A 25,319-nucleotide genomic window follows, 5' to 3' on the forward strand; every position below is an offset into this window, starting at 1 on the left:
GAAACTCGTGCCGGTCCACTACGAGCTCGGGGTGCGCCCTGACGCGGAGCACGTCGTGCTCATCACTCTGGATCGCCCGGAGGCGAAGAACGCCTGCGATCTCGAGCATTTCCACCAGCTTGCGCAGGCATGGAAGCGGTTCGAGAGCGATGACGGTGCCTGGGTGGCGATATTCACCGGAGTCGGCCGTGCCTTCATGTCTGGCGCCGATCTGAAGACCTACGTCCCGGAGATCACCGCGCTCGCCAAGGAACTCCAAGCGGGTACGGCGACATCGGTGAAGGGCTACTCCCTCACCGACGGTACCGACGCGGTGTTGCGCGGCACCAAGATCTACAAGCCGATCATCGCCGCGATCAACGGACCGTGCGTGGCAGGCGGCATGGAGATGCTCGGCGGCGTGGACATCCGAATCGCCGCGGAGCACGCCACCTTCGGAGTGCTCGAACCAGCACGTGGCCTGTTCGCGGGCGGCGGCACCACCGTGCGCTTGCCTCGCCAGATCCCGTTCGCACAAGCCATGGAGTTCCTGCTGTGCGCCGATCAGATCGACGCCAAGCGTGCCCTCGAGATGGGTCTGCTCAACGCGGTCGTGGCCGAGGAAGCATTGCTGGACAAGGCCTTCGAGTATGCCGCTCGGATCACGAAGAACGCGCCGCTGGCGGTGCAGGCGACCAAGCGCAGTGCGCTGGAGGGGCTCAAGCTCGACATGCGCGAGGCCTACCGCAACGAGGCCCGCATTTCCAAGGACGTCTTCGCCACTGAAGACGCGAAGGAGGGCCCGCGGGCCTTCGCCGAAAAGCGCCCGCCCCGTTGGTCCGGCACGTGATGAAACAGCTTTGCGTCATCGGCGCGGCACAGCACACCGTGCGCGACGGCGCCGCCCCGGAGCCACTCGTCAGCTGGGAGCAGCGCGCTCGCGAGGCCGCCGCAGGCGTGGAACACGTTTTGCCCGAACTTGATTCGCTGCAGGTGGTGTACTGCCAGACCTGGCCGTACGATGACCCCGCGGGTCGGCTGGCGACGGTGCTGGGAGCGTCGCCCCGCCACCGGCAATACTCGGGCATCGGAGGTACGACCCCGCAGGAGCTGGTGAACCAGACCGCGGTAGCGATGCAGCGCGGGGAACTGGACCTCGCGCTGATATGCAGTGCCGAAGCGCTCGCCACGATGCGCGTGGCCAAGAAGCGTGGCGAGCAACTTCCGTGGAGTCACCGCAAGTCGTCACCGTTCCCGTGGGAACCCCCACATGCCTCGGAGCTGGCGCACGACGTGCTGCAGGCCTGGGAGACGTTTCCACTGTTCGACACCGCGCGTCGGGCCAAACTCGGCGCAACGCTTGGCGACGACGCCGCCGAGGCCGCCACGATGATGGCCGCCATGAGCGTGGTCGCCGCAGCCAATCCGCACGCGTGGCGACCGACGGCACTGGATGCCGCCACCGTGGGGACGGCCACCGCTGAGAACCGTTACGTCGGTTGGCCGTACACAAAGCACGAGGTCGCGGTGATGGACGTCGACATGTCCGCGGCGCTGCTGCTGGCGACCCGGGAGAAGGCCGATGCCCTCGGCGTCGCCGAGGACCGCAGGCTCTATCTCAACGGATGGGCGTATGCCGAGGATCCAGCCAGCATCGCGGAGCGCGCGGACATGTCCCGTTCGACGGCGATGGCCGTCGCGGGACGGCACGCATTGTCGATGGCCGGCGTCGAGCCGGCCGACATCGAGGCGTTCGACCTGTACTCCTGCTTCCCGTCCTCGCTGCGACTGGGCTGTGACGCACTGGGACTCGCCGTCGACGATCCACGCGGGCTCACCGTCACGGGTGGGCTGCCGTATGCCGGCGGTCCGGCCAGCGGCTACATGATGCACGCCATCGCGAGTGCGTTCGAGTCACGCGGCCGCACCATGGTGACCGGCGTCGGTATGCACATGGCCAAACACGTTGCGGCCGTGTGGTCCCCGATTCCGGGCGGCGCGTCGGAGGCGTCAGCCTCGATCCAGGCCGAGGTGGAGGCCGCTCAGCCGCGTCGCCACCTGCTCACTACGTACGCGGGACCTGCGACCGTCTGCGCGTACACCGTCGCCCACGGCCGGGACGGCGCGCCCGAGCAGGGGTTGTTGGTGCTCGACACCGAGCACGGTCGGGCGCTCGCCCGTGTCCACGAAGCAGACCTGTTGGCCGATGCAGAGTCTCGCGAGCTAGTTGGTCAGCCGGTGACGGTGACCACCGACGGCAAACGCAACGAAGCGCGTTGGTGAGGCCGAGCTAGCGCCTCCCCTTTCGCACACTCGCAAATCACTCAAAACTCTTCTGCCACTTCAGTTTCACACGTCACATCGCGAAAAAACTTGTCGGTAGTCGAATGTATGTTCGAAGTATGTCCGGGACGGCCGTACGGGAAGCGATCAGCGCGCTGCGCGACGCGCTCGCCGCCTGCGACCACGACGCCATGGCACTGACCGAACAGCTCGCGCACCTCGACGACCTGCAGACGCTGACCTGCCAACTACCCACCCAATTCCACCACCTGCTGGCCGGCCTGCAAGCCGAACACACCCCTAGGGAGTTGGGCGCCAAGTCCTGGAACGAAGTGCTGCGCACCCGCTGGCGCATCTCGAGTGCCGAGGCCGGGCGCCGGCTGGCCGACGCCGCCGCACTGGGACCACGGCGCACCCTGATCGGGCAACCCCTGCCCCCGCTGCTACCGGCCACCGCGGCCGCTCAAGCCCAGGGCTCGATCAACGGTGAACACGTCGAAGTGATCCGCAAGGCCATCAGCCGGCTGCCCGACGCCACCGACCCCACCACCGCGGCCCAGTTCGAAACCGACCTGGCCCGCACCGCCCAAGGCGTCGGCCCCAAGGAACTCAAGGACGTCGCCGAGCTCACCCTGTTCCTGCTCGATCAGGACGGCCCCGAACCCGACGACACCGAACGCGCCCGCAAACGCGGACTGACCAAGGGCAAACAAGGTCGCGACGGGATGATCCCAGTGACCGGCGAGCTCACCCCCGAAGCGTGGGCCACCTGGGAAGTGATCTTCGCCAAATACGCCGCACCCGGCATGTGCAACCCCGACGACGAGCAACCGTGCACCTCGGGCACCCCTTCCCAAGCCCAGATCGACGCCGACCACCGCAGCCTGGCCCAACGCCAACACGACGCACTCATCGCGGTCGGGCGCATCGCCCTGATGAGCGGCGAACTCGGCCAACTCAACGGACTGCCCGTCTCCATCATCATCCGCACCACCCTGCAAGACCTCGAATCCCGCGCTGGGGTGGGTGTCACCGGCGGCGGCACCGTCATGCCCATCCGCGACGTCATCCGCCTGGCCGCCCACGCGAACCACTATTTGGCGGTGTTCGACCGGGCCACCGGATCGGCCATGAACCTCTACCGCGCTCGCCGGGTCGCGTCCCCGGCTCAACGGATCATGCTCATCGCCCGCGAGGGCGGGTGCACCAAACCCGGCTGCACCGTGGGCGCCTACGGCGCCCAGGTCCACCACGCCCGCCAAGACTGGATCGAGGGCGGCCACACCAACGTCGACGACATGACGCTGGCCTGCGGCGTCGACAACCGCATGGTCGGCCCCGACGGCTGGACCACCATCGTCAACGACCAGCACGACGTCGAATGGATCCGCCCACCCCATCTGGACACCGGCCAAGCCCGCACCAACTTCTACCACCAACCCGAAAAACTGCTCCAACCACCCGACGACCCGCAACCCCCACCAACGGACCCAACACCCAAGCCCCACAACACCACCCGCAAAACCACACCACTAGAAGACCCCTGGGCACCCGACAACCCCGGACACCCCGCAACACCCGGCGGACCCGCACCACCACCACTAGAAGACCCATGGGGCTAGCGCCCCGACCTCATACCTACCCGCCGCGCGCCTCGACCATCGCCGAACGGTTGACCTTGGTGGCCGCGCTCCTGGGAATCTCGTCGATGAACTCCACCGTCTTGGGCACCTTGTAGGCCGCCAGTCGGTCCTTGGCGTAGCGGATCACGGCCTGCTCGGTCGGTGGGTGTGCGGCGTCGATCGGTTGGACCACGGCGTGAACGCGTCGTCCCCACCGTTCGTCGGCGAGTCCGATGACCACGACGTCGGCCAGCTCGGGATGATCGATGAGCGCTGACTCGATCTCTGCGGGAAAGACATTGGCGCCACCCGTGATGATCATGTCGGTGCGCCGATCGGCGATGTACAGGTAGCCGTCTTCGTCGAGCCGACCGATGTCGCCTGCAGACGTGAAGCCATCCGATGTCGTCGGCAGTGGCGCGGCGCCGCCGATGTAGCGGTACTGGTCGTTCATCGGCGCGCGCAGATAGACCTCGCCGAGCTCGCCGGCAGCGACCTCTTCGCCCCGGTCGTCGACCACCCTGATGTCGGTCTCGCGAAATCCTCGACCCACGCTGCCGGGATGCGCCAGCCACTCGTCCCCGCGCAGTGCGGTGAGACCGAGGTTCTCCGTCATGCCGTAGGCCATGACGATGCGCTCGGGACTGAGCAATTCGAACCAGCGGCGCAACAGGTTCGGTGGCATCACCGCGGCGCCCTGCATGATCCACTCGACGCTGGAGAGGTCGCGGTGCTCGACTCCGGGGATGTCCGCGATGCGGGCCAGCATCGTCGGAGTCGCGGTGAAGTGCGTGATCTGATGGCGCTCGATCACGTCGAGCACCATTGCGGCGTCGAACTTGTCGAGCACCACCAACTCGTCGCCGCCGATGAGGTAGGACACGGCGTTGAATCCGTTGGTGTGATACATGGGCGCGGGCACCAGGATCTTCTGCGGCAGGCTCACGGGCGCCCACTGCGCGATGAACGGCACGCCGTGTCTGGCGGTCCACACCGCAGGCGCGGTGTTGAGGATGATCTTGGGCAACCCGGTGGACCCCGAACTGCAGATGCCGTTCACCGCGGGAGAGACGAGTTCGGGTAGCGCGCTGTCGCTTTCGCCTCGCGCGGCCTCGGCCAACGATTCTACGTTGGCTTCGCTCAGCACCAGGGCCGGCTCGATGACGTCCAACAGTCGCTGCTGTTCCCAGTCCGGGAGGTCCCACCGCATCGGAATGGGCACGGCGCCCAGCTTCCATGCGGCCAGTGCGGCGAGCACGAGTTCGGTCGAGTTGGGGATCGACAGGGCGACCATCGCACCTTGGCTCACCCCGGACGACTGCAGTGCGCGGCCCCACTGGTTGGCCGAGCTTTCGAGGTCGGACCAGGTCAAGGCTTGCTCGCTGCCTGCCTTGGACACGACGGTCATGGCCGTCCCGTTCGGGTTCTGCTGCGCTCGCATGGTGAGCAGCCGGCTGAAGGGGACACCCTCTTCGGCTACCGGGGGGAGGGGTGACGGCTTGGTTTCAGGCATGGATGGCGCGACTTTTCGCCTTGAGCGGCACGATCGGTGGGCGCGCCGAAGGTCCCCGGGTGATTGCGTTGAGCCGGACCTCTGGCAGATCGACTGACGACGGCACGGTGTCGAGCCAGGCAACCGCCTCGGCCACGTCGTGCGCGGTGACTGCGTGCATCTCGAACGGAACATCTTGCAGCATATCGGTTTCCACCGGTCCTGGCGTAACGATGTTGACGTTGATGCCGTCGCGGTCGACCTCGAGAGCGAGCGCCCGTGCGAACGCGTTCATCCCCGCCTTCGAGGCCGAGTACGCCGTGCGGCCGGGCATCGGCTCGTGTGCGGCCGAGGAGGAGACGAACACGAACCGGGACCCCGGGTGCATCAGCGGCAGCGCGGCCTGGGCCACCACGAAGCAAGAGTCGAGGTTGGCAGACATGGTGGTGCGCCAATCCTCGAAGGTCTGTTTGCGCGCGTACGTGCCCCCGAGCACGCCTGCGGCGTGGACCAGCAGGTCCACCCGGGGCAGGCCGGACAGCACCGTGGCGAACCCGGTCGGATCCGATGCATCGCCAACCACCCAGCGCGCGCCGATGTCCTCTGCGGCCGCGCGAAGCGGAACTTCGCGGCGCGCCGTCAGGACGACGTCGTAGCCGCGTTCGACCAGCGCACGGCCGCAAGCCTTTCCGATACCGCCGCTACCGCCGGTGACGACGGCTATGCGTACTTCTGAAGGCATCAACTCTGAAGTCATCTGCCCCTCCGTTACTAGGGACGCCAACCGCGATTTCGCGCCATGGCGTGCGACGACGTGGCGACGATGCGTTGAGAGGCGCCTTCGGACAACACATAGGTCTGAGCATCGGCGAGGTGACGCGTGGCGACTCGCCGCGCCCGATCGGAATCACCGAGTTCGATTGCGTCGGTCAAGGCGGTATGGGTTTTCAGCACGGCCTTGCGGTCGGCGACCGACGGGTACTCGCCACTGGCTGCGCTGCGCTGCGCCCACCGTTGTTCGTGACTGCTCCACAAGGCCTCGAGGCTTCCGACGACGGCCATCATGGTCGCGTTGCCGCATCCGCGTACGAGCGCATCGTGGAAACTGCGCCCGAGATCGGTGAAAAGCGGTCCGTCGTCGAGACTTTCTGACATCTCCGCGTTGACCCGCCGGAGTTCGGGCACGATGGTGTCGTTGCGGTCGGGGCGTTGTGCGGCCAGTACCGCGCAGGTGGGCTCCAGATCTCGAAGCGCCGTGCCGAGGTCGCTCAGGAGCGCATGCTCACTCTGCAGCACCAGTCCGAGCATGTAGGCGGCGCTGTCCTTCGTCGGGGCGTGTACCACCGCGCCACCTTGGTTGCCGCGACGCACCGACACCAAGCCCTCGGTCTCGAGTATCCGCAGCGCTTCCCGCAGCGAAACCAGGCTGACGTTGAAGCGTTCGACGAGCACGGCCTGCGGGGGAAGCAGGTCGCCGTCGGACAGCTCGCCGTCCACGATCTGACGACGAAGTTCGTCCGCGACGGTCTCGGCGATACGCGGCGACGTGAGTCTCCGCCGACCCACACCAGCAGTTGTCATGCGATGTCCATTCGTGGCGGGGCGATGGCTTGGTGGCCGCCGCAGCCGACCTCGCCGGGGTGAAAGCTTATCATTACTAAGATTGCTAGATAGGGAATCGCGCGATCCGCGTGCCCGCTTCCGCCGTTACAAAATCCGCTCTAAGTGTCTATTTTAACTATGTTAGCATCTTAAGGTCTTGGGCCGGCCGTGGAAAGGCGGAGCGATGTCTTCGGGGCGCGTTCCCTTTGCGGATTGTCCGAAGGGCTGGTTTCACGTCGCATATAGCCGCGACGTCACCAACGGCAAGCAGATCGAGCAGGACATTCCCATTTGGGAAGCCAAGATCTACCGTGACAAGCCTGCCCTCGCGCGCGGTGAGTTCGCGATCACCGAGTTCAAGATCTGGGCGGAACGGTCCTATGCCGAGTCCCGTTGAGAGGCCAGCCATGAAAGTTCGCTCCTACGAACGGATATTCGTCGGCGGGCAGTGGCGGGAGCCGACGGGCGGTGGCCGTATCGACGTGGTCTCCCCGCACACCGAGGAGGTCATCGCGCACGCCGCGGCGGCCTCCGCGCAGGACGTCGACGCGGCGGTTTCCGCTGCGCGGACCGCCTTCGACGAAGGTCCATGGCCGCGGCTGAGTCATGCCGAGCGCATCGCGGTGGTGGAGCGGCTGGCCGCGATATACGGGTCGCACGTCGACGAGATGGCCGACCTGATCACCGCTGAGATGGGCTCGCCGGCGAGCTTCAGCCGACTGGGCCAGGCCGCAGGTGCCGCCTCGATGATGCAGCTCGCGGCGCAGGCGGCGCGGACGTTCCCGTGGGCCGAACGCCGCAACGGTGTGCTCGGCGAAGTCCACCTGCGCCGGGCGCCGGTGGGCGTCGTCGGCATCATTATCCCCTGGAACGTGCCGCAGAACCTGTTGATGCCCAAGCTGATTCCCGCGCTCATCGCCGGGTGCACCGTGGTGATCAAGCCTGCGCCGGAAACCCCGCTGGACACGTTGTGGGTCGCCGAGATGACCGAACAGCTTGGGCTGCCGGATGGCGTCGTCTCCGTGGTACCCGGTGGCCGCGAGGTCGGCGAGGAACTGGTGCGCCATCCCGGCGTCGACAAGATCGCGTTCACGGGTAGCTCTGCTTCTGGGCGGCACATCGCTTCGGTGTGTGGCGAGCAACTCAAGCGCTACAGCCTGGAACTCGGCGGCAAGTCAGCCGCGGTCGTGCTCGATGACGCCCACATCGGCAAGACGGTGGCGGGCCTCAAGATGGCCAGCCTGATGAACAACGGCCAGGCCTGTGTGGCCCAGACTCGCATCCTGGTCAGCGAGCGCAGGCACGACGAGTTCGTCGACGCGTTGGCCGACATGATGTCAGGACTGGTGGTCGGAGATCCGGCCGATCCCGCCACCGACGTCGGGCCGCTGGTGTCGCAGCGTCAGCAGCAACGGGTGCAGGAGTACATCCGCACCGGTGCCGCCGAGGGCGCGAAGATGGTGCTCGGCGGCGATGATTCACCGCTGGACCGTGGTTGGTACGTCCGCCCGACGCTGTTCGCCGACGCAGGAAACGATATGACGATCGCGCGCGAGGAGATCTTTGGGCCGGTGCTCACCGTCATCAAGTACACCGATGAGCGCGATGCGATCCGGATCGCCAACGACAGTGACTACGGGCTGGGCGGCTCGGTGTGGACCAAGGACGTGGCGCACGGCCTCGCGCTCTCCGGTCAGGTCCGCACCGGCACCTACGGCATCAACATGTACATGCTCGACATCTCCAGCCCCTTCGGTGGATTCAAGCAGTCCGGCATCGGCCGGGAGTTCGGCGAGGAAGGGCTGGCCGAGTACACCGAATTGCAGACCGTGGTGAGTGCGGGCAAGCTGCCCCCGCTGGATCAGGGCTGACGCGTGGCCCCGTCCGTCGGCATCATCGGAGCTGGGCCCGGCGGAATCGCCATGGGCATCCAATTAGCCAAGGGCGGTTACGAATTCACGATCTTCGACCGCAGCGACGGCTTCGGAGGTACCTGGCGCAACAACACCTACCCAGGGGCGGCGTGCGACGTCCCGTCCCACTTCTACTCGTTCTCGTTCGCGCTCAACCCGTACTGGAGCAAAACCTACGCCAACCAACCGGAGATCCTCGGCTACCTCGAAAAGGTGGCCACCGACTACGGTCTCGACGACCACCTGCTCACCGAGACCAGGGTGACCGAGTTGCGCTGGTCGGACGACACGCGCCGGTGGTCGGTGACGACCGAGTCCGGTGCCGCCCATGAGTTCGACGTCGTGGTCAGCGCCGTCGGCATGCTCGACGTACCCAACGTGCCCGACATTCCCGGCGCCGAGGGGTTCGCGGGACGGACGTTCCACTCGTCGGACTGGGATCACTCGAAATCGACTGCGGGCGAACGCGTCGCATCCATCGGGACGGGAGCCAGCGCAGTCCAGTACGTCCCTGCCATCGCCGCCGCGACCGAACACCTCGTGGTGTTCCAGCGCACCCCCATCTGGGTGGCCCCGCGCGTGGACGAGCCCTTCACCGCTGAGCAGCAAGCGCTCTTCGAACGCGACCAGGACGAAGCGCGCAAGGTCCGCAACAAGGCTTTCGAGGACTACGAGGCGGCGAACTTCGGAGCTGACTCCGAGGTGACGAAGTACCTGACGAAAGTGTCCCATGACTACCTGATGGCTAAGGTGGCCGACCCGCAGCTACGCGCGAAGCTGCTCCCCGACTACCCGGTGGGTTGCAAGCGACCACTGCAGTCGCGCACCTGGTTTGGAACCTTCGCACTGCCGAACGTCACCCTCGAGACCTCACCCGTCGCGGAGTTCACCGCGCGTGGGTTGCGCACCGCCGACGGCGTCGAGCACGAGGTCGACACGGTGATCTACGGAACCGGCTTCAAGGCCGCGGATTACCTGTGCAGTCTCGACGTGTACGGCACCGGAGGCCGGCGGCTGCGCGACGACTGGCGCGAAGGCGCCGAGGCGTATCTGGGCACCGTGGTGCCGGGCTACCCGAACCTGTTCACGCTGTACGGCCCCAACACCAACGGGGTCACCTCCATCATCTACATCCTCGAGGCGCAGGCCGAGTTCGTGCGGCGCACGCTCGACGACATGGTGGCCCGGACACTCGAGACGGTCGAGGTCCGACGCGACGTGCATGATGCCTTCAATGCAGAAATTCAGCACGCGATGGTGGGTACGGTGTGGATGGCCAACTGCAACAACTACTTCCGGCATCCCAACGGGAAGGTCGTCACGCAGTTCCCGTACAGCGGGCTGACGTTCGCACGGCGGCTGGCGCAGGTACAGCCGGATGCGTTTGTGGCAGGCCAAGAGAGGACCAGCACCTCATGATCGGCGTACACCACACCGCCATCGTCACCGCCGACGTCGAAACCTCGATGCGCTTCTGGCGTGACGGGCTGGGGTTCACCGAACTGATGGACTACACGTTCACCGGCGACTGGCCCACCCTGTTCGACGCGAAGACGGACACGCTGCGGTCGGTCTTTCTCGGCGACCCCGAGACACCGGACACCGGCATCCTCGAGCTGGTCGTGTTCGAAGGCGCGGCTGCTCCGCCCCCAACCGCGGCCGGGCCGACCGTCGGGTTCTTCTTGGTGTCGCTGCAGCGCGAGGTCGACCCCACCCTCGCCAGGCTCGGTGAGCTCGGTTTCACCGAAGGGCTGCGCCGCATCTCGATGCCAGCCCCTGGCGGCAAGGCGGTTCAGATGGCGGTCATCACTGCACCCGACGGGGTGCGGGTGGAACTGATAGGGGCAGCATCTTGAGCGTCATCGTGACCGGCGGCGGGTCCGGCATCGGCAGCGCCGCGGTGGCGCGACTCCGCACGGCGGGGCACGACGTCGTGGCATGGGACCTCAAGGGTGGCGACATAACGTGCGACATCAGCGCTCCCGAGTCGGTGACGGCCGCGCTCGAGCAGACCGTCGCCGCTCACGGTGCGCCGACCCGGCTGGTGGCGTGTGCGGGCGTCGGCGCGTCCGGGCTACTGCTCGAACAGGATCCGGATGCGTGGCGGCGCGTCATCGACACCAACCTGACCGGCACGTGGCTGACCATGCGCGCCGTGGCCCGCGCCATGATCGAGGCGGGCAGCGGAGGGTCCATCGTCGCGGTCTCGAGCATCAGCGGAACCCTCGCCGACCGTGACATGGGCGCCTACTGCGTGTCCAAGGCCGGTGTCGACATGCTGGTGCGGGTAGCGGCGGTCGAATGGGGCGCGCACGGCATCCGCGTCAACGCCGTTGGCCCAGGCGTAACGCGCACCCCGATGCTCGCCAAGCCCGAGCAGCTACCGGGCTGGGTCGAAGGGTTGACCGAACGCACTGCGCTCGGGCGCCTCGGCGAGGCCGACGACGTCGCCGAGACCATCGTGGGGGTACTCGAAATGTCGTGGGTCACTGGCCAAACCGTGTTCTCCGACGGCGGCCTCGCCCTGCACAGTCCGATCGACGCCTACGGGCAGGTGCAGCGGTTGATGAATCGCAGACCCATCTGAGCCAGCCCACGATATTGACACATCCGTTAAGTTGCGGCTTCGCTGTGACGCAGTTGGGTAACATGTGTTACTGAAGTGACGATAGTGGCTATTGGACACTCAAGTGTTCAGTCCCACCCATCCGCGCTCCAGGTCGAGGAGAGGCCCGTGTTCAGCAATACCCGACGCAGGATCTCGGGGGCAGCTGCCGCCACCTCGGTGGTTGCTGCCGCGTTGGCCAGTGCCGCGCCGGCATCGGCCGCTCCGCGTTGCCCCGACATCGAAGTGATCTTCGCGCGCGGAACGGACGAGCCCGCAGGCATCGGTCGGGTCGGCCAAGCTCTGGTTGACGAACTGCGTCCGCTGGTGGGCAAGAAGACGATAGGTACCTACGCCGTGAACTACCCGGCGTCCTACGACTTCATGGCGGCGGCCGGCGGCGCCACCGATGCGAGCAGGCGCATTCAGGACACCGCCGCGAAGTGCCCCAAGACGAAGATCGTGTTGGGTGGCTACTCGCAGGGCGCAGCCGTCATGGACGTGGTCGCCACGTCTCCCATCGCCGGGCTCGGCTACAGCGCACCGTTGCCCGCTGCCGTCGTTCCGCGCATCGCCGCGATCGCGGTATTCGGCAATCCGTCCGCTCGGCTCGGTCAACCGTTGACGCGCATGAGCCCGGACTTCGGGGCTCGGACCGCCGACCTGTGCAACACCAACGACCCCATCTGTTCGACCGGCCAGGACTTCAACGCCCACGTGCACTACCCGGAGTCAGGGCTGGTGAAGGTGGCGGCCAAGTGGGTCTCGAATCATGTCCAGCAGCGTGATTGAGGTGCTCGCTAGATTTCGATGGCTCCACTGATCAAGGACACCACCCCGGCGATGGCACCGAGCACGATGATCGCGAAGAGCACCGCCTCGGCAGGGCGGAACAGGCGAAGGTTCCGTTCCCTGCGCGCGATGACGTAGAGGATCGCGCCAGGGGCGTAGAGGATGCAGGACAGCAGCAGCTTGTCGGGACCGGCGGCGAAGATCAGGAACAAGGTGTAGAACGTCGCCAAGCCCGCGACTGCCATGTCCCCGGCCAGCGCTTTGCCGTCCGCATAGGTCTCCCGCGTCACGGTCAGCTTCAGCGCGTAGCCGGCGGCCAGCAGGTATGGGATCAGTGACAACGCCGCCGTCAGGTCGAGCATGAAGTTGAGTGCGTCGGAGGCGAACATCAGCGCGACCAGGAGCAGCTGGATCAGCCCGGCGGCCATCACCAGTGCCGTGATGGGCGCACCGTTGGAGTTGGTGCGGGCGAGGAACCGCGGCATGTCGTCGGTCTTGGCGGGGATGTAGAGGATTTCGGCCGACATCAGCGTCCAGGCCAGGTAGGCCCCCAGTACCGACAGCACGACCCCGACGCGAATGAAGATCGAGCCCCAGTGTCCCACAATGGATTCCAGGACCGACGCCATCGACGGCTGGGCAACGCCCGCGAGTTCGCCCTGCGGCAGAATGCCGTACGACAGCAGGGTCACCAGCGCGAAGACGCTGAGCACGCTGAGGAAGCCAATGACCGTCGCGCGCCCGATGTCTTCACGTTTGCGCGCGAACCGCGAGTACACGCTGGCGCCCTCGATACCGAGGAACACGAAGACGGTGATGAGCATCGTGCCCTTGGCCTGCTCGAAGATCGATGCGAAGGACCGGTCGCCCCCGCCCCAGAAGTTGTCGACGAACAGATGGCCCTTGAAGGCGACCGCAGCGATCACGATGAAGACCAGGATCGGCACGACCTTGGCGACGGTGGCAATCCGGTTGATGATCGCCGCTTCCTTCACGCCCCGCAGAATCAAATAGACGAACAGCCACACCCCGACGGAAGAGACGACGACCGAGAGCCACGTGTCGCCAGCGCCGAGCGCCGGGAACAGCGCGCTCGTCGTGGTCATGATCACCACCCAGTACGAGGTGTTGCCCGCGCAGGCCGACGCCCAGAAGCCGAAGGCCGAGTTGAAGCCGACGTAGTCGCCGAATCCGGCCTTCGCGTAGGCGAATATCCCTGCATCGAGCTCGGGTTTGCGCGTGGCCAACCGCTGAAAGACGAAGGCCAGCATCAACATTCCGGCACCGGCGATGGTCCAGGCGATGATCGCACCGAACACGCCAGTCTCGGTACCGAACCGCCTGGGCAGCAGGAAGACTCCCGACCCGATCATCGATCCGACGACCATGGCGGTCAGTGTGGGAAGGCTGACCTTGTCAGACTTCGAGGCCGTATCTGTTTCGCTCACGAAGCGCCTCCGGGTTCCTCGACAGTGGCGACCTTAGCGATCTCGAACCCGGTGAAGCGCCATTTCTGGTAAACGCGCGCTTCCGGGAACTCGGTGGACACTGGGTGTTTCACTGGGTGGATGACGATCAGTGGAGTGCTTGGCAGGCAAGGGCCGATGGCCGTCCGGGTCGGGGTTGCCGTCCTGATCGGAGCGGTGGCAGCGACGGCCGTCGCGACCGTGGCAGCCCGCTACGCACCCGTGATGGCGTGGATCGCCACCGCGGCAACCTTTGTCATCTGGACGTGGACTGCCGTCGGCCGGATGACGGCGACGGACACCCGAGACCACGCGACCCGGGAAGACCCGACTCAACCGGTCACCGACATCATCCTGCTACTAGCGAGCGTCGCCAGCCTGGCCGGCGTCGGCTACCTTCTGATCGCCCAATCAGCAAGTGGCGCGGACACCGAGCTCGCGGCGGCCGTCGGGGTCGGTAGCGTCGCGGTCGCGTGGCTGATCGTGCACACGGTGTACACCTTGCGCTACGCCAGGCTCTACTACGGCGACACTGAAGGCGGTATCGACTTTAACCAGGACGAGCCGCCGTGCTACCTCGACTTCGCTTATCTCGCATTCACCCTCGGTATGACATACCAGGTGTCCGACACCAACCTGCAGACCCGCGAGATCCGTGGCACCGCACTGCGACACGCGTTGCTTTCCTACGTGCTCGGCGCGGTCATCTTGGCCACCATCATCAACATGATTGCGGGCCTGGGCACTTCACGGTGACGGTTCAGGTGTAGCTAGGCTCGGCGAGCTTCACCAAGGTCTTGCCGATGTTGGCTCCGGTGAAGAGTCCGTTCAGGGCGTCGACGCACGACTCGACCCCGTCGAAGATGTGCTCGCGGTGCACGAGTCGGCCATCCTGTTCCCAACCCCGTAGCGCGCCGAAGGCCTCGTCGAAGCGACCCCACTTGTCGAGCGTGTTGAAGCCCTGCATCAGCGCGCTCTTGGCCAAGAGGTTGACGTAGTTGGCCGGGCCAGGGTGTTCGCCGGTGAGGTAGCTCGAGATGACCCCGCACAGTGCGACTCTCGCGTTTTGCGCGAGCCGGCCAAGCGCCGCGTCTAAGATCGGGCCGCCTACGCAGTCGAAGTAGACGTCGATCCGCTTGGGGCAGTGCGCTTTCAGCGCCGCCGGTAGGTCGCCGGACTTGTAGTCGATGCAGGAGTCGAACCCGAAGTCCTCGACGACCGCGCGGCACTTCTCGGGGCCGCCCGCGATGCCGACGACTCGAGCGCCCGCGATCTTGGCGATCTGCCCTGCCACCGATCCGGTAGCGCCCGCCGCGGCCGACACCACCACCGTCTCGCCCGGTTGCGGCCGACCGATGTCGGTCATCCCGAAGTAAGCGGTGGTGCCACTCGATCCGTAGATCGACATCACCGTCACCTGATCGCTGACGCCGGGTATCACCGTGGTGAAGACGTCGTCGCGGACGAGCGCGTACTCCTGGAAACCCGAGAGCGTGGTGACGACGTCGCCGACGGCGTAAGCCGCGCAACGCGACTCGACCACCTCACCGATCGAGGCCGCCCTGATGACCTCGCCCAGCTGAACGGGCGGCAGGTAGCCCGGCTGGTCGTCGAGCCAGGTCCGCGCGGCGGCGTCGATGCCGACGTAGGTGGTGCGGACCACGGCCTCGCCTTCGGCGGGCGATGGCGCCTCCGCGGTGACGAGTTCGGTATCACCCGGTTGGAGCAGCCCGGTGGGGCGGCGACGAAGCAGGATCTGGCGGTTCGCGGTCACGATTCTGAACCTACCGACGGCGCGGACGCGGTGGTGGTGAACCGTCGTCGATACGTTGCGGGGGTGATGCCGAGTTCGCGTTTGAACAGCCGGCGCAACGACTCGCTTGATCCGATTCCGGATCGTTCGGCGATCTGGTCCAACGAAGCGCGCGAGCTGTTGAGCATGACGCAGGCCGCTTCCAGTCGGGTGCGCTCGATGAAATGGTGTGGGGTGTAGCCGGTTTCGGCGAGGAAGAGTCTTGAGAGGTGACGTGGACTGGCGCCGGCGGCAGCGGCCAGTGCACGTAGCGAGTGGTCCGCCCGCGGGTCGGCGGTGATGGCGTTCATCGCGGTACGCACGATGGAGTTGTCGGTCGGTAGCGCTTCGAGGCGGACGCTGAACTGCGACTGATCCCCGGGGCGGGCCATGAAGACGACGAGGTCCTTGGCGACCTCGCGGGCCACGGCGGCGCCGAAGTCGTGCTCGATGAGCGACAGGGTCAGGTCGATGCCCGCCGTGACGCCAGCGGAAGTGACGAATCGGCCCGAGGTGACGAAGATGGCCGCCGGGTCGACGGCGACCTCGGGAAAGCGGGCAGCCAGCTGCTTGGCGAGCTTCCAATGGGTGGCCGCCGCATGCCCGTTCAGCAGTCCGGTCGCGGCGAGCGGGAAGGCCCCGGCGCAGATCGAAACGACGCGCCCGGCGCGCTGCGCCAGCGTGCGGACCGAGTCGACGAGGTCGGGATCGGAGATGCTGGCCTGCCAGTCCGGCGCGCCGGGCACCAGCAGCGTGCCGATGGTGCCCGAAACCGCGTCGGCCCGGCTGTCGACACCGAGGCGGACGCCCGAACTGGCGACGACGTCGCGGCCGGTGGGTGACGCGGTGGTGAGCTCATATGCACCGCCGAGTGCGTTCGCCGAGGCAAACGCGTCCATCGGACCGGTCGCGTCGAGGGCCTGGATGCCGTCATAGAGCATCACGACGACGCGATGGGCGCGCTGCTCCGTCATCAATGGTTCCCCGTGTCTACAAGTGTGGATTTCTTGGCTGCTTCGGCAGGGTTGTGCGACGCACTATTGGACGACAGTCAGGTCATGACTGAAATCATTGCTGGTGTAACCGTTCCGGACAGCGTTCTTGCACGAGAGGCTACGGCCCTGATCCGCGACACGACCACCGAACTCATCTATCACCACTCGCGCCGCGTGTTCCTGTTCGGCAGCCTGCAGTCCCGGAAGTTGGGGATGGCACCCGATCCCGAGTTGCTCTACGTCGCTGCGATGTTCCACGACACCGGACTGGTGCCGCCGTACCGCGGCCAACAGCAGCGCTTCGAGTTGGACAGCGCCGACGCGGCCAGGGACTTCCTCGGCTCGCGGGGACTGACCGGAAACGCCGCCGACGTGGTCTGGGCCGCGATCGCGCTGCACACCACCCCCGAGGTGCCCTACCGCATGGATCCCGTCATCGCGGCCACCACCGCCGGGGTCGAGACCGACGTGCTCGGCATTCGCCTCGCCGCGATCAGCGATGTCGACCTTGGCGCGGTCACCGCGGCGCATCCGCGGCCCAACTTCAAGTCCGAGATCCTGGCGGCCTTCGCCGACGGATTCAAGGACCGGACCGACACCACGTTCGGCACCGTCAACGCCGACGTGCTCGAACACTTCGTGCCAGGGTTTCATCGCATCGACTTCGTCGACGTCATCAAGAACTCGGCATGGCCGGAGTGAGCGCGGTGTCGGGGGTCGCTCAGCCCTCGACGGGGTTGATGCGGCTGACGATCAGCGGGTCGGCCGGGGTGAACGGGAAGTTCGGGAGGTCGTCGATGTGCGTGTTGAAGGCCGCGGCCAACACTTCGCGTGAGTAGGCGCTCGCGGACGCCCGGTAGCCGATGTCGGCGGGGAAGGGCTGGTCGAAGAAGATCAGGAAGTGCCAGTCGTCGGCACCGATGTTCTCAATGTGGTGCGGGTAGGCGCGCGGAATGAAGTACATGTCGCCGGTGGTCATCTTCCAAGTGTCAAGCGTGCCATCGGGATTCATGACCGTCATCCGCGCGTCGCCATGTTGGACGTAGCCCAGCTCGGCAGTGACCGGGTGCCAGTGCGGTTCCCGCATGCCTTCGTCGGCGACGCGCAGTGAGTACATCGAGATGTCTTTCAGCACCGGCCAAAACTGATCGCGGGCGAACCGCGCATTGCCACTGACGTAGTTCAATCCGGGCGCTTGGGCTTCGATGTCGAACTTGTGGGGGTCATTGAAGTAAGCGCCAGCCGGGATCTCGGGAGCGCCGATGCGGGCGGCCAGTTTGTGGTCGGTGGTGGTGCGCCGGATCTTGGCGAGGTCCGAAGCAGGCAGGTCGTAGGTGTTGCCCAGCACGGCGTCGGTGAAGGCGCCGAACGTGGCGCCGAAGCCGAAGTCCTCGGGGCGCTCATTGCGGAAGGCGATGATGAACTCTGCGACGTCGTCGCCGATGTTCTCGATGTGATGCAGCGACCCGGAATCGGCGTGGAACATCTGGCCCGCGGTGAGCACGAAACTCGAGAACTTGCTGCCGTCGTCGAGGATGGACACCAACGCGGTTCCCGACACGCAGTAGGTCAGTTCATTGGCGTTGGCATGCCAGTGCGGCGTGCGCATCGCACCCGGATTGAGCAGTACCCGCTTGATGGACAGGTTCTTGAGGATCGGCAGATTGTCGGCGGTGACCCGCCGCATCGAGCCCAGTTCGGACTCCTCGACGATCTCGCCGTCGAGCAGGGAGCGGGTGTGGCTGCTGCGGGTGATGGCTGTGGACATGAGTGCGCCTCCTCGATGTGACGGGCCGCCCAGACGGGCATGGGAGGTACTTTCCTCCGCGCAGGTCAGGTTGTCGTCAACGCCGACCGCCAGCGCGGCTACGGGGTGGCCGCAGAAGTGCGCTACCTGCTAGCCGCCATTGCCGCTCTACGCTGACGTGATGCGCCGTGACGACCTCCTCGGCTCTTGGCTGTTGACGTCGTATACCGCTGACACTGCGGGCGAAGTCAGTCATCCCTTGGGCCCGGCCCCCGAGGGAATCATCATGTACACCGATGACGGCTACATGTCCGCGCAACTGATGCGGCGTGACCGTCCGGCCTACGACAGGGCGATCACCGGCGGCGGCACGACCGAACAAATGGCGGCCGCGGCAAGCGGTTACCTCTGCTACAGCGGGCCTTACATCCTCGATGAGGCGGCCGACGTGCTGCATCACCACGTCCAAGTATCGCTGCTGCCCAATTGGCTTGGTGGAACACAGGTTCGGCATGCGCAGCTAAACGGCGACACGCTCACGCTCAGCGCCGCAATAACTTCGCGGAAGGGTGTTTCGTCGACGCACGTCCTGGTCTGGCGGCGTCCAGGCTGACGCTGGTTGGCCTGGTCAGCCTTGATGGCGGGCGCGAGCTATCGCGAAACATCCGACCGCTCTTCGCATTTCCAGCACTCGAACCACTGCAGAGCGCCGTCCACCTCCTGCCGCGTGCCGCAGTTTGGGCAGGCCACCTCGATGTCGGGGATGCGCTCCTTCTTGAACGTGAGCACTGCCACGCCGATGGGCCCGAAGAGTAGGCCGGTCTTGAAGCCGTCGAGCTTGTTCTGGCGGCGCAGCCCGGCTACGTGGGAGCCCGCCAGGCCGCATACGAGCCAGAGCAGCAATATCCAGGGCAGGAAGAACACCCAGGGGATCCAGCCGATCGGTTGCAACACTCAGTCCTCCAGCAGGTGGGTTACGCGGGCCGTCATGGGTGAATCTCCTTCGGGAGGTCGCTCTCTCGGCCCCGTGCTGAGCCAGCACGATAGTCGGTTGCGCTCGTTGTCGGCGGTGCTATTCCGGTGGTGGTGGTGGTGGTGGCAGGGGCAGGTGGTCGGGCTCGTCGGGCAGCACATTGCTGGGGAAGACGACGTAAGTCTCGTCTTCGAGCACGTTCAGGTCGGCCCAGTAGCCACCGGTGGTGGTGCAACTGACTGAGTATGTGCCGTAACAGTTGGTGGTCAGGGGCACCTGGTGCGCGGGCACCCAGATAGCCCGCTCCCGCGACCAGCTTCCATCCGGCCGGATCGGGCCGTCGCAGATGCTCCGCTGCTTGGCCTTGAAGAAGCCCACCCCGTTGGTCGCGCAGTTGGGCGGCTCGGGGTCGGCATGGGCCGTGGCCATCGGGGCTGCGAGCGCGGTCCCAAGCGCCATTCCACCGACAGCAATCAGCGTGCGAATCATTTTCAGTTCCCCCTCGTCGCGGCGCGGCCATCGACGGCCCCCCGGCTTCGGAGGGCAGACTGCCACGCGGCACCGACAACCTCACGGGCCTAAGGCCGGCCAGGGCCGGCGTCCTGCCACACTGGCCGTATGGACGTCGATGAGCGATCGCTGACCTCCGCCGACTTCCCGGTGCATTGGCCGGTGCTGACCCGGTGGACCGACAACGACATGTTCGGCCACCTCAACAACGCGGTGTACTACGAACTCTTCGACACCGCGATCAACGCGTGGATCAACACGATCACCGGACTCGATCCGCTGGCCGCCCCGTGGTTGGGCGTCGTCGCTGAATCGGGTTGCCGCTACTTCGCCGAACTGGCATTTCCGGACCCGCTGGTCATCGGCCTCGCCGTTTCCCGGCTGGGGACCAGCAGCGTGACGTACCGGCTCGCGGTCTTCACGCCGCCGGGCGATTCCGAAACCCCGAGTTCCGTTGCTGCCGTGGGGCATTGGGTTCACGTATACGTCGATCGGACCAGTCGCAGACCGGTGCCCATCCCAGAATCGATCCGGACGCTGCTCGCAAAGATCGCCCCAAGCTGACGTTAGGTGTGCTCGTCGAGCCAGCTGGAGATGGCGGCGACGGCGTCGCGGTAGAAGATCCGGTACGGACGATCGGCGACGTATCCGAGGTGCGGTGTGGCCAGCACGTTGGGCAGGGTGCGCAGCGGATGGTCGGCGGGCAGCGGTTCGGTGTCGAAGACGTCGAGCGCCGCCCCGGCGATCGCGCCCGACTGCAGCGCCGCGATCAATGCAGGTTCGTCGACGAGCGGTCCCCGAGAAGTGTTGACCAACAGTGCAGTCGGCTTCATCGCCGCAAGCTCGGCGGCCCCAACCAGCCCGCGGGAGCGTTCGCTGAGCTTCAGGTGCACCGTCAGCACGTCGGCCGCGGCGAAGAACTCGTCGCGCGGCAGATACCGAGCGCCGGTCTCGGCGGCTGCGTCGGCGGTCAGGTTCTGGCTCCATGCCACGACGTCCATACCGAACGCCGCGCCGATACGCGCCACCCGTGCGCCGATGCGGCCAAGGCCGAGCACGCCGAGCACTCGGCGGTCGAGCTCGCGGCCGACGGTCAGCTGCCAGCCGCCGTCGGCGACGGAGCGTCGTTCGGCGACCAGATGGCGGGAGGCGCCTAGGATCAGCGCCCACGTCAACTCCACGGTCGAAGCGACGGTGCCGCCGGTGGTCCCCACGAAGATGCCGTGTTCGGCGGCCGCGTCCATGTCGATCGAAGCATTGAACGGGCCGGTGGACGCGATCATCCGCAGCTTGGGCAAGCGCTCGATGACGTTGCGGGGCAGCGGTGTCCGCTCGCGCATCACGAAGATCACGTCGAACGGCGCCAGCCGACCGACCAATTCGTCGGCATCTGCGACGTGATCGGTGAACACCGTGACGTCGGCTCGTGACGTCACGGGGCCCCAGTCCGCCATCGTCAGGGCCACGTTCTGGTAGTCGTCGAGTACTGCTACTTGTACGCGTGCGCTCATCGTCTTCCTCTCGGTCGATTCGAGTGCGGCCGGATCCATATACTCAGGCCGTGCCGATCGTGAGCAAGACCGTCGAAGTAGCAGCCTCCGCAGAGTCGATCATGGCCATCGTGGCCGACTTCGAGTCGTATCCCCAGTGGAACGAGGAGATCAAGGGCTGCTGGGTGCTGGCCCGTTACGACGACGGAAGGCCCAGCCAGTTGCGGTTGGACACCTCGGTACAGGGCATGGACGGCACCTACATTCAGGCCGTCTACTACCCGGGCGAGCATCAGATTCAGACCGTCATGCAGCAGGGCGCCCTGTTTTCCAAGCAGGAGCAGGTCTTCGCCGTCGTCGCAACGGGTCCGACCTCGCTGCTGACGGTCGACCTGGACGTCGAGGTGACGCTGCCCGTACCCGCGGTGATGGTGAAGAAGATCGCCAACGACGCGCTGGATCACCTCGCGGGCAACCTCAAGTCGCGCGCCGAGCAGGTGGCGTCCTAACTCCGTAAATCGGGCCACAGCCCCAGCTCGTCGAGCCGTGCGGTGAGCCTGCGGGCGCCGTCGGCGAACTGCTCGGTGGTGAGCCGGACGGCCGCCTCGACGTCACGGCGGCGAAGGGCGGCGATGAGCTGCCGGTGGTTGGCCACCGCGTCGACGCCCCATTCCGCGTCGTTGGCGTAGATCCGGGCTGGTAGGTACCGCGTCGCGTGCAGCAGGAACCAGGACAGCTTCATCCGGCCCGCGGCCCTGTTGACGGCCCGGCGAAACGCGAATTCGGCGCTCGCCACCTGCTCGCCGTCCTTGCTGTCGATGGCCGCGGCAACCGCGTCGGCCAGCTGCTCGAGCTCGTCGATCTGGCCGTCGGTGATGCACTCCGCGGCCGATCGGATGAGTTGCGTGGCGATGGTGCTCTGCAGCCAGAAGAGGTCCTCGATGTCGCCGCGGCTGAACGGCAGCACTACGTAGCCCCGGTTCGGCTCGAGCTGCACCATGCCCTCTCCCCGCAGGGTGCGCAGCGCCTCGCGGACGGGGGTAATGCTGACCCCGAGTTCGGCGGCGGTCTCGTCCAGCCTGATAAAAGTGCCGTGACGAAGTTCGCCCGACATGATCTCCGCACGCAGGTGAGCGGCGACTTCGTCGGACAGTTGTTCCCGCCGCCCGAGGCTCTGCCGTTGCTGGCGTGGCTTGGCGGGTGCGTTCACGATTTTCCCGTTCTAAGGTGCACCAGGCGACGGGTTGTACCCGGGCCGCCTAGGCCATATTGTGACCGGGGCAACACCATGTTTGATCAAATATCAACACACCGCAACCTGTGCGGAGCGACACCAACGGGAGCAGCCGCAGTTGAACGCACAGCCGTCCCCGCGCCCATCCGCCCTAGAGCAGCCCTACCTGGCCCGCAGGAACAACTGGACCAATCAACTCGCTCGCCATGCGCTGATGCAGCCGGATGCCACGGCGCTGCGCTTTCTCGGACGCACCACGACGTGGAGTGAGCTCGACCGTCGTGTCACGGCATTGGCCGGCGCACTGAGCCGCCGCGGCGTCGAGTTCGGCGATCGCGTGCTCATCCTCATGCTCAACCGAACCGAGTTCATCGAGACTTTCCTGGCGGCCAACCTGCTCGGCGCCATCGCGGTGCCCGTCAACTTCCGGATGACGCCGCCCGAGATCGCCTTCCTGGTCAGCGACTGTGCAGCCAAGGTCGTCGTCACCGAACCCGTGCTCGCCGCAGTGGCCAGCGCGGTGCGCGAGCTCGACCCCACCCTTGCCGACGTTGTCGTCGCGGGCGGACACACCGAGGACGGCCTGCTGGGCTACGAGGACCTGCTCGCCGAGGAGGGCGGTCCCGTCGAAATCCCGGACATCCCCAACGACGACCCGGCACTGATCATGTACACCTCGGGCACCACGGGCCGGCCCAAGGGCGCGGTGCTCACGCACGCGAACCTGGCCGGGCAGGGGATGACCTTCCTCTTCACCAGCGGCGCCGATCTCAACAACGACGTCGGATTCATCGGCGTCCCGCTGTTCCACATCGCCGGCATCGGCAACACGATCATCGGCCTGCTGCTTGGCCGCCCGACGGTGCTGTACCCGCTCGGCGCGTTCGATCCCGGCGCGCTGCTCGACGTACTGGAGGCCGAGCAGGTCACCGGCATCTTCCTCGTGCCCGCTCAATGGCAGGCGGTCTGCGCTGCTCAGCGGGCCAATCCGCGACAACTCAAGCTTCGCGTGCTGTCCTGGGGGGCCGCGCCTGCCTCGGATACGCTGCTGCGCGACATGGCCGCGACGTTCCCCGGCACCCAGATCCTGGCTGCGTTCGGACAAACCGAGATGTCGCCGGTGACGTGCATGCTGCTCAGCGAGGACGCCATCCGCAAGCTGGGCTCGGTCGGAAAGGTCATTCCGACCGTGTCGGCCCGCGTCGTCGACGAGGACATGAACGATGTGCCCGTCGGCGACGTAGGAGAGATTGTGTACCGGGCACCTACGTTGATGGCGGGGTACTGGAACAACCCGAAGGCCACCGCAGAGGCGTTCGCCGGTGGATGGTTCCACTCCGGCGACTTGGTCCGTCAGGACGAAGAAGGCTACGTGTGGGTCGTCGACCGCAAGAAGGACATGATCATTTCCGGCGGTGAGAACATCTACTGCGCCGAGGTCGAGAACGCCTTGGCTGCCCATCCCGCCATCGCGGAGGTGGCCGTCATCGGCCGCCCGCATGAGAAGTGGGGCGAAGTGCCCGTCGCAGTGGTGGCGTTGGCAGCAAGTGCGCCATCGGAGCTTGCCATCTCCGAACTCGACGAATTCCTCAGCGAACGGCTTGCCAGGTACAAGCATCCGAAGGCGCTGGAGGTTGTCGACACCCTGCCACGCAACCCGGCTGGCAAAGTACTCAAGACGGAACTGAGAGCGCGCTTCGGAACACAGAAAACCGTTGACGCCGACGAAAGCGCCTCTGCTCCAACGGATTCTGCACATAAGGCGGAGGTTTAGCCAGCGGTGACGGGTTTGCTAACGGTTCAATCCTCAATCCTGCAGATGCGGTGCAAGGTGCTCAGGGCATCGGGTACAGTCCTGTGGTCCGGCTTACTACCCGCGAGTAGGGAGACGGCTATCACACCTACTGAGCAGGGGCAAGGAGGGGGCGTGCGACAGAGTCTGCCGTTGCGCCACAGGCACCGCGACTTGCTGGTGGGGGACTCACGAAGGGCAGCAGTGCGGCCACTCGGAAGGCGGACCTCGTGACGGCGTCGACCGGAGGGCTGGGAAACTACGTCCGCGACCAGGTCAAGCCTGGTCTGGAGGCCGTCGGCGGCTTCGTCAAGATGTGCGTGCTCACGGCAAAGGCGCTGTTCCGCAGGCCGTTCCAGTGGCGGGAGTTCATCCTTCAGGGCTGGTTCCTGTTGAGGGTGGCATTCCTGCCCACCATCGCCGTCGCCATCCCGCTCACGGTGCTCATCATCTTCACGCTCAACATCCTGCTCGCCGAGTTCGGCGCGGCCGACATCTCCGGGGCGGGCGCCGCGCTGGGTGCGGTCACCCAGCTGGGTCCGCTGGTGACGGTCCTCGTGGTTGCGGGCGCCGGATCCACCGCCATCTGTGCCGACATTGGCGCGCGCACCATCCGCGAGGAGATCGACGCCCTCGAAGTGCTCGGCATCGACCCCATTCACCGGCTGGTCGTGCCCCGCGTGGTCGCGTCGACGTTCGTCGCCTTCCTACTCAACGGCGCCGTCATCACCATCGGTCTCGTCGGTGGCTTCATCTTTGGCGTGTACGTCCAGAACATCTCGGCTGGCGCATATGTATCGACGCTGACGCTGGTTACCGGGCTGCCCGAGGTCGTGATCTCCGTCGTCAAGGCACTGGCCTTCGGCCTGATTGCCGGGCTGGTGGGCTGCTACCGCGGCCTCACCGTCTCCGGCGGCGCCAAGGGCGTCGGTACGGCGGTCAACGAGACGCTGGTGCTGTGCGTCATCGCGCTGTTCGCCGTGAACGTCGTCATGACGACCATCGGCGTGCGATTCGGAACGGGGCGCTGAC

General features: G+C 66.2%; 27 protein-coding genes. 16 read left to right on the plus strand and 11 right to left on the minus strand.

Going from position 1 to position 25,319, the window contains the following annotated elements; translation table 11 throughout:
- Positions 1 to 7: 7 nt before the first annotated feature.
- From SLQ30_RS05280 to SLQ30_RS05290, 3 genes are all read left to right on the plus strand, one after another.
- A complete protein-coding gene (locus SLQ30_RS05280; protein ID WP_319447611.1) occupies positions 8 to 829 on the plus strand; it encodes an enoyl-CoA hydratase-related protein in 822 nt (273 codons plus the stop codon).
- Entirely contained in the window at positions 829 to 2,262 is a 1,434-nt protein-coding gene (locus tag SLQ30_RS05285; protein WP_319447680.1) for a thiolase C-terminal domain-containing protein, read from the plus strand. The genes SLQ30_RS05280 and SLQ30_RS05285 overlap by 1 nt, the downstream gene beginning before the upstream one ends.
- Positions 2,263 to 2,366: 104 nt before the next feature.
- The gene (locus tag SLQ30_RS05290) at positions 2,367 to 3,884 is read left to right on the plus strand and encodes an HNH endonuclease signature motif containing protein (protein ID WP_319447610.1); all 1,518 of its coding nucleotides are present in this window, start codon (positions 2,367 to 2,369) and stop codon (positions 3,882 to 3,884) included.
- Between the two features lie 16 nt (positions 3,885 to 3,900).
- Here the strand turns inward: SLQ30_RS05290 and SLQ30_RS05295 are convergent, their stop codons facing one another.
- Genes SLQ30_RS05295 through SLQ30_RS05305 form a run of 3 tightly spaced genes read right to left on the minus strand, consistent with a single transcriptional unit; the run spans position 3,901 to position 6,957 of the window.
- Entirely contained in the window at positions 3,901 to 5,397 is a 1,497-nt protein-coding gene (locus SLQ30_RS05295) for a class I adenylate-forming enzyme family protein (protein WP_319447609.1), read from the minus strand.
- On the minus strand, positions 5,390 to 6,133 hold the full coding sequence (locus SLQ30_RS05300) for an SDR family oxidoreductase (RefSeq protein ID WP_319447608.1): 744 nt from the start codon (positions 6,131 to 6,133) through the stop codon (positions 5,390 to 5,392). The genes SLQ30_RS05295 and SLQ30_RS05300 overlap by 8 nt, the downstream gene beginning before the upstream one ends.
- A gap of 14 nt (positions 6,134 to 6,147) precedes the next feature.
- Entirely contained in the window at positions 6,148 to 6,957 is an 810-nt protein-coding gene (locus tag SLQ30_RS05305) for a FadR/GntR family transcriptional regulator (RefSeq protein ID WP_319447607.1), read from the minus strand.
- Positions 6,958 to 7,162: 205 nt separating this feature from the next.
- Here SLQ30_RS05305 and SLQ30_RS05310 point away from each other — a divergent pair, with 205 nt between their 5' ends.
- The 6 genes from SLQ30_RS05310 to SLQ30_RS05335 all read left to right on the plus strand — a co-directional run bounded on the left by SLQ30_RS05310 (position 7,163) and on the right by SLQ30_RS05335 (position 12,288).
- Positions 7,163 to 7,375 carry a hypothetical protein gene (locus SLQ30_RS05310; RefSeq protein WP_319447606.1) on the plus strand — a complete coding sequence of 71 codons (213 nt, stop codon included), beginning with the start codon at positions 7,163 to 7,165 and terminating at the stop codon, positions 7,373 to 7,375.
- Positions 7,376 to 7,385: 10 nt separating this feature from the next.
- Positions 7,386 to 8,849, plus strand: a complete 1,464-nt coding sequence (locus tag SLQ30_RS05315; protein WP_319447605.1) for an aldehyde dehydrogenase — start codon at positions 7,386 to 7,388, stop codon at positions 8,847 to 8,849.
- Between the two features lie 3 nt (positions 8,850 to 8,852).
- Positions 8,853 to 10,310 (plus strand): NAD(P)/FAD-dependent oxidoreductase, encoded by a 1,458-nt coding sequence (locus SLQ30_RS05320; protein WP_319447604.1) that lies wholly within the window; start codon positions 8,853 to 8,855, stop codon positions 10,308 to 10,310.
- Positions 10,307 to 10,747: a VOC family protein gene (locus SLQ30_RS05325; protein WP_319447603.1), complete on the plus strand. Its 441-nt coding sequence runs from the start codon at positions 10,307 to 10,309 to the stop codon at positions 10,745 to 10,747. Before SLQ30_RS05320 ends, SLQ30_RS05325 begins: the two co-directional genes overlap by 4 nt.
- Positions 10,744 to 11,478 (plus strand): SDR family oxidoreductase, encoded by a 735-nt coding sequence (locus tag SLQ30_RS05330; RefSeq protein ID WP_319447602.1) that lies wholly within the window; start codon positions 10,744 to 10,746, stop codon positions 11,476 to 11,478. Before SLQ30_RS05325 ends, SLQ30_RS05330 begins: the two co-directional genes overlap by 4 nt.
- 147 nt (positions 11,479 to 11,625) lie before the next feature.
- A complete protein-coding gene (locus SLQ30_RS05335) occupies positions 11,626 to 12,288 on the plus strand; it encodes a cutinase family protein (protein WP_319447601.1) in 663 nt (220 codons plus the stop codon).
- 8 nt (positions 12,289 to 12,296) lie between these two features.
- Here the strand turns inward: SLQ30_RS05335 and SLQ30_RS05340 are convergent, their stop codons facing one another.
- Entirely contained in the window at positions 12,297 to 13,736 is a 1,440-nt protein-coding gene (locus tag SLQ30_RS05340; RefSeq protein ID WP_319447600.1) for a basic amino acid/polyamine antiporter, read from the minus strand.
- A gap of 120 nt (positions 13,737 to 13,856) precedes the next feature.
- Between SLQ30_RS05340 and SLQ30_RS05345 the strand changes: the two genes are divergently transcribed.
- A complete protein-coding gene (locus SLQ30_RS05345; RefSeq protein ID WP_319447599.1) occupies positions 13,857 to 14,510 on the plus strand; it encodes a DUF1345 domain-containing protein in 654 nt (217 codons plus the stop codon).
- Between the two features lie 4 nt (positions 14,511 to 14,514).
- Here SLQ30_RS05345 and SLQ30_RS05350 read toward each other — a convergent pair whose 3' ends face one another.
- Together SLQ30_RS05350 and SLQ30_RS05355 are read right to left on the minus strand one after the other, a co-directional pair.
- On the minus strand, positions 14,515 to 15,531 hold the full coding sequence (locus SLQ30_RS05350; RefSeq protein WP_413467945.1) for an NADP-dependent oxidoreductase: 1,017 nt from the start codon (positions 15,529 to 15,531) through the stop codon (positions 14,515 to 14,517).
- On the minus strand, positions 15,525 to 16,520 hold the full coding sequence (locus SLQ30_RS05355; protein ID WP_319447597.1) for a GlxA family transcriptional regulator: 996 nt from the start codon (positions 16,518 to 16,520) through the stop codon (positions 15,525 to 15,527). The genes SLQ30_RS05350 and SLQ30_RS05355 overlap by 7 nt, the downstream gene beginning before the upstream one ends.
- An 84-nt stretch (positions 16,521 to 16,604) precedes the next feature.
- On the opposite strand from SLQ30_RS05355, the gene SLQ30_RS05360 reads away from it, so the two are divergent.
- The gene (locus SLQ30_RS05360) at positions 16,605 to 17,243 is read left to right on the plus strand and encodes an HD domain-containing protein (RefSeq protein WP_319447596.1); all 639 of its coding nucleotides are present in this window, start codon (positions 16,605 to 16,607) and stop codon (positions 17,241 to 17,243) included.
- A 19-nt stretch (positions 17,244 to 17,262) separates the two neighbouring features.
- Here SLQ30_RS05360 and SLQ30_RS05365 read toward each other — a convergent pair whose 3' ends face one another.
- Complete coding sequence (locus SLQ30_RS05365; RefSeq protein WP_319447595.1) at positions 17,263 to 18,309, minus strand: cupin domain-containing protein; 1,047 nt, start codon at positions 18,307 to 18,309, stop codon at positions 17,263 to 17,265.
- A gap of 160 nt (positions 18,310 to 18,469) precedes the next feature.
- Between SLQ30_RS05365 and SLQ30_RS05370 the strand changes: the two genes are divergently transcribed.
- Complete coding sequence (locus SLQ30_RS05370; protein ID WP_319447594.1) at positions 18,470 to 18,901, plus strand: lipocalin-like domain-containing protein; 432 nt, start codon at positions 18,470 to 18,472, stop codon at positions 18,899 to 18,901.
- 38 nt (positions 18,902 to 18,939) lie between these two features.
- On the opposite strand, the gene SLQ30_RS05375 is transcribed toward SLQ30_RS05370, so the two are convergent.
- Entirely contained in the window at positions 18,940 to 19,242 is a 303-nt protein-coding gene (locus SLQ30_RS05375; protein ID WP_319447593.1) for a hypothetical protein, read from the minus strand.
- 118 nt (positions 19,243 to 19,360) lie between these two features.
- Positions 19,361 to 19,750, minus strand: a complete 390-nt coding sequence (locus tag SLQ30_RS05380) for a hypothetical protein (protein ID WP_319447592.1) — start codon at positions 19,748 to 19,750, stop codon at positions 19,361 to 19,363.
- 129 nt (positions 19,751 to 19,879) lie between these two features.
- Between SLQ30_RS05380 and SLQ30_RS05385 the strand changes: the two genes are divergently transcribed.
- Positions 19,880 to 20,335 carry a thioesterase family protein gene (locus SLQ30_RS05385; RefSeq protein ID WP_319447591.1) on the plus strand — a complete coding sequence of 152 codons (456 nt, stop codon included), beginning with the start codon at positions 19,880 to 19,882 and terminating at the stop codon, positions 20,333 to 20,335.
- A gap of 2 nt (positions 20,336 to 20,337) precedes the next feature.
- Here the strand turns inward: SLQ30_RS05385 and SLQ30_RS05390 are convergent, their stop codons facing one another.
- Positions 20,338 to 21,282, minus strand: coding sequence for a D-2-hydroxyacid dehydrogenase family protein (locus tag SLQ30_RS05390; RefSeq protein WP_319447590.1), 945 nt, complete (start codon positions 21,280 to 21,282; stop codon positions 20,338 to 20,340).
- Positions 21,283 to 21,332: 50 nt separating this feature from the next.
- On the opposite strand from SLQ30_RS05390, the gene SLQ30_RS05395 reads away from it, so the two are divergent.
- Complete coding sequence (locus SLQ30_RS05395) at positions 21,333 to 21,770, plus strand: SRPBCC family protein (protein ID WP_319447589.1); 438 nt, start codon at positions 21,333 to 21,335, stop codon at positions 21,768 to 21,770.
- Here SLQ30_RS05395 and SLQ30_RS05400 read toward each other — a convergent pair.
- On the minus strand, positions 21,767 to 22,471 hold the full coding sequence (locus SLQ30_RS05400; RefSeq protein ID WP_319447588.1) for a GntR family transcriptional regulator: 705 nt from the start codon (positions 22,469 to 22,471) through the stop codon (positions 21,767 to 21,769). The genes SLQ30_RS05395 and SLQ30_RS05400 overlap by 4 nt on opposite strands.
- A 142-nt stretch (positions 22,472 to 22,613) precedes the next feature.
- On the opposite strand from SLQ30_RS05400, the gene fadD5 reads away from it, so the two are divergent.
- Complete coding sequence (gene fadD5, locus SLQ30_RS05405; RefSeq protein WP_319447587.1) at positions 22,614 to 24,269, plus strand: fatty-acid--CoA ligase FadD5; 1,656 nt, start codon at positions 22,614 to 22,616, stop codon at positions 24,267 to 24,269.
- A 248-nt stretch (positions 24,270 to 24,517) separates the two neighbouring features.
- Positions 24,518 to 25,318 carry an ABC transporter permease gene (locus tag SLQ30_RS05410; protein ID WP_319447586.1) on the plus strand — a complete coding sequence of 267 codons (801 nt, stop codon included), beginning with the start codon at positions 24,518 to 24,520 and terminating at the stop codon, positions 25,316 to 25,318.
- Position 25,319: the final 1 nt, after the last annotated feature.

Origin of the sequence: Mycobacterium sp. RTGN4 (genome assembly GCF_033804635.1) — a bacterium.
Lineage (GTDB): Bacteria > Actinomycetota > Actinomycetes > Mycobacteriales > Mycobacteriaceae > Mycobacterium.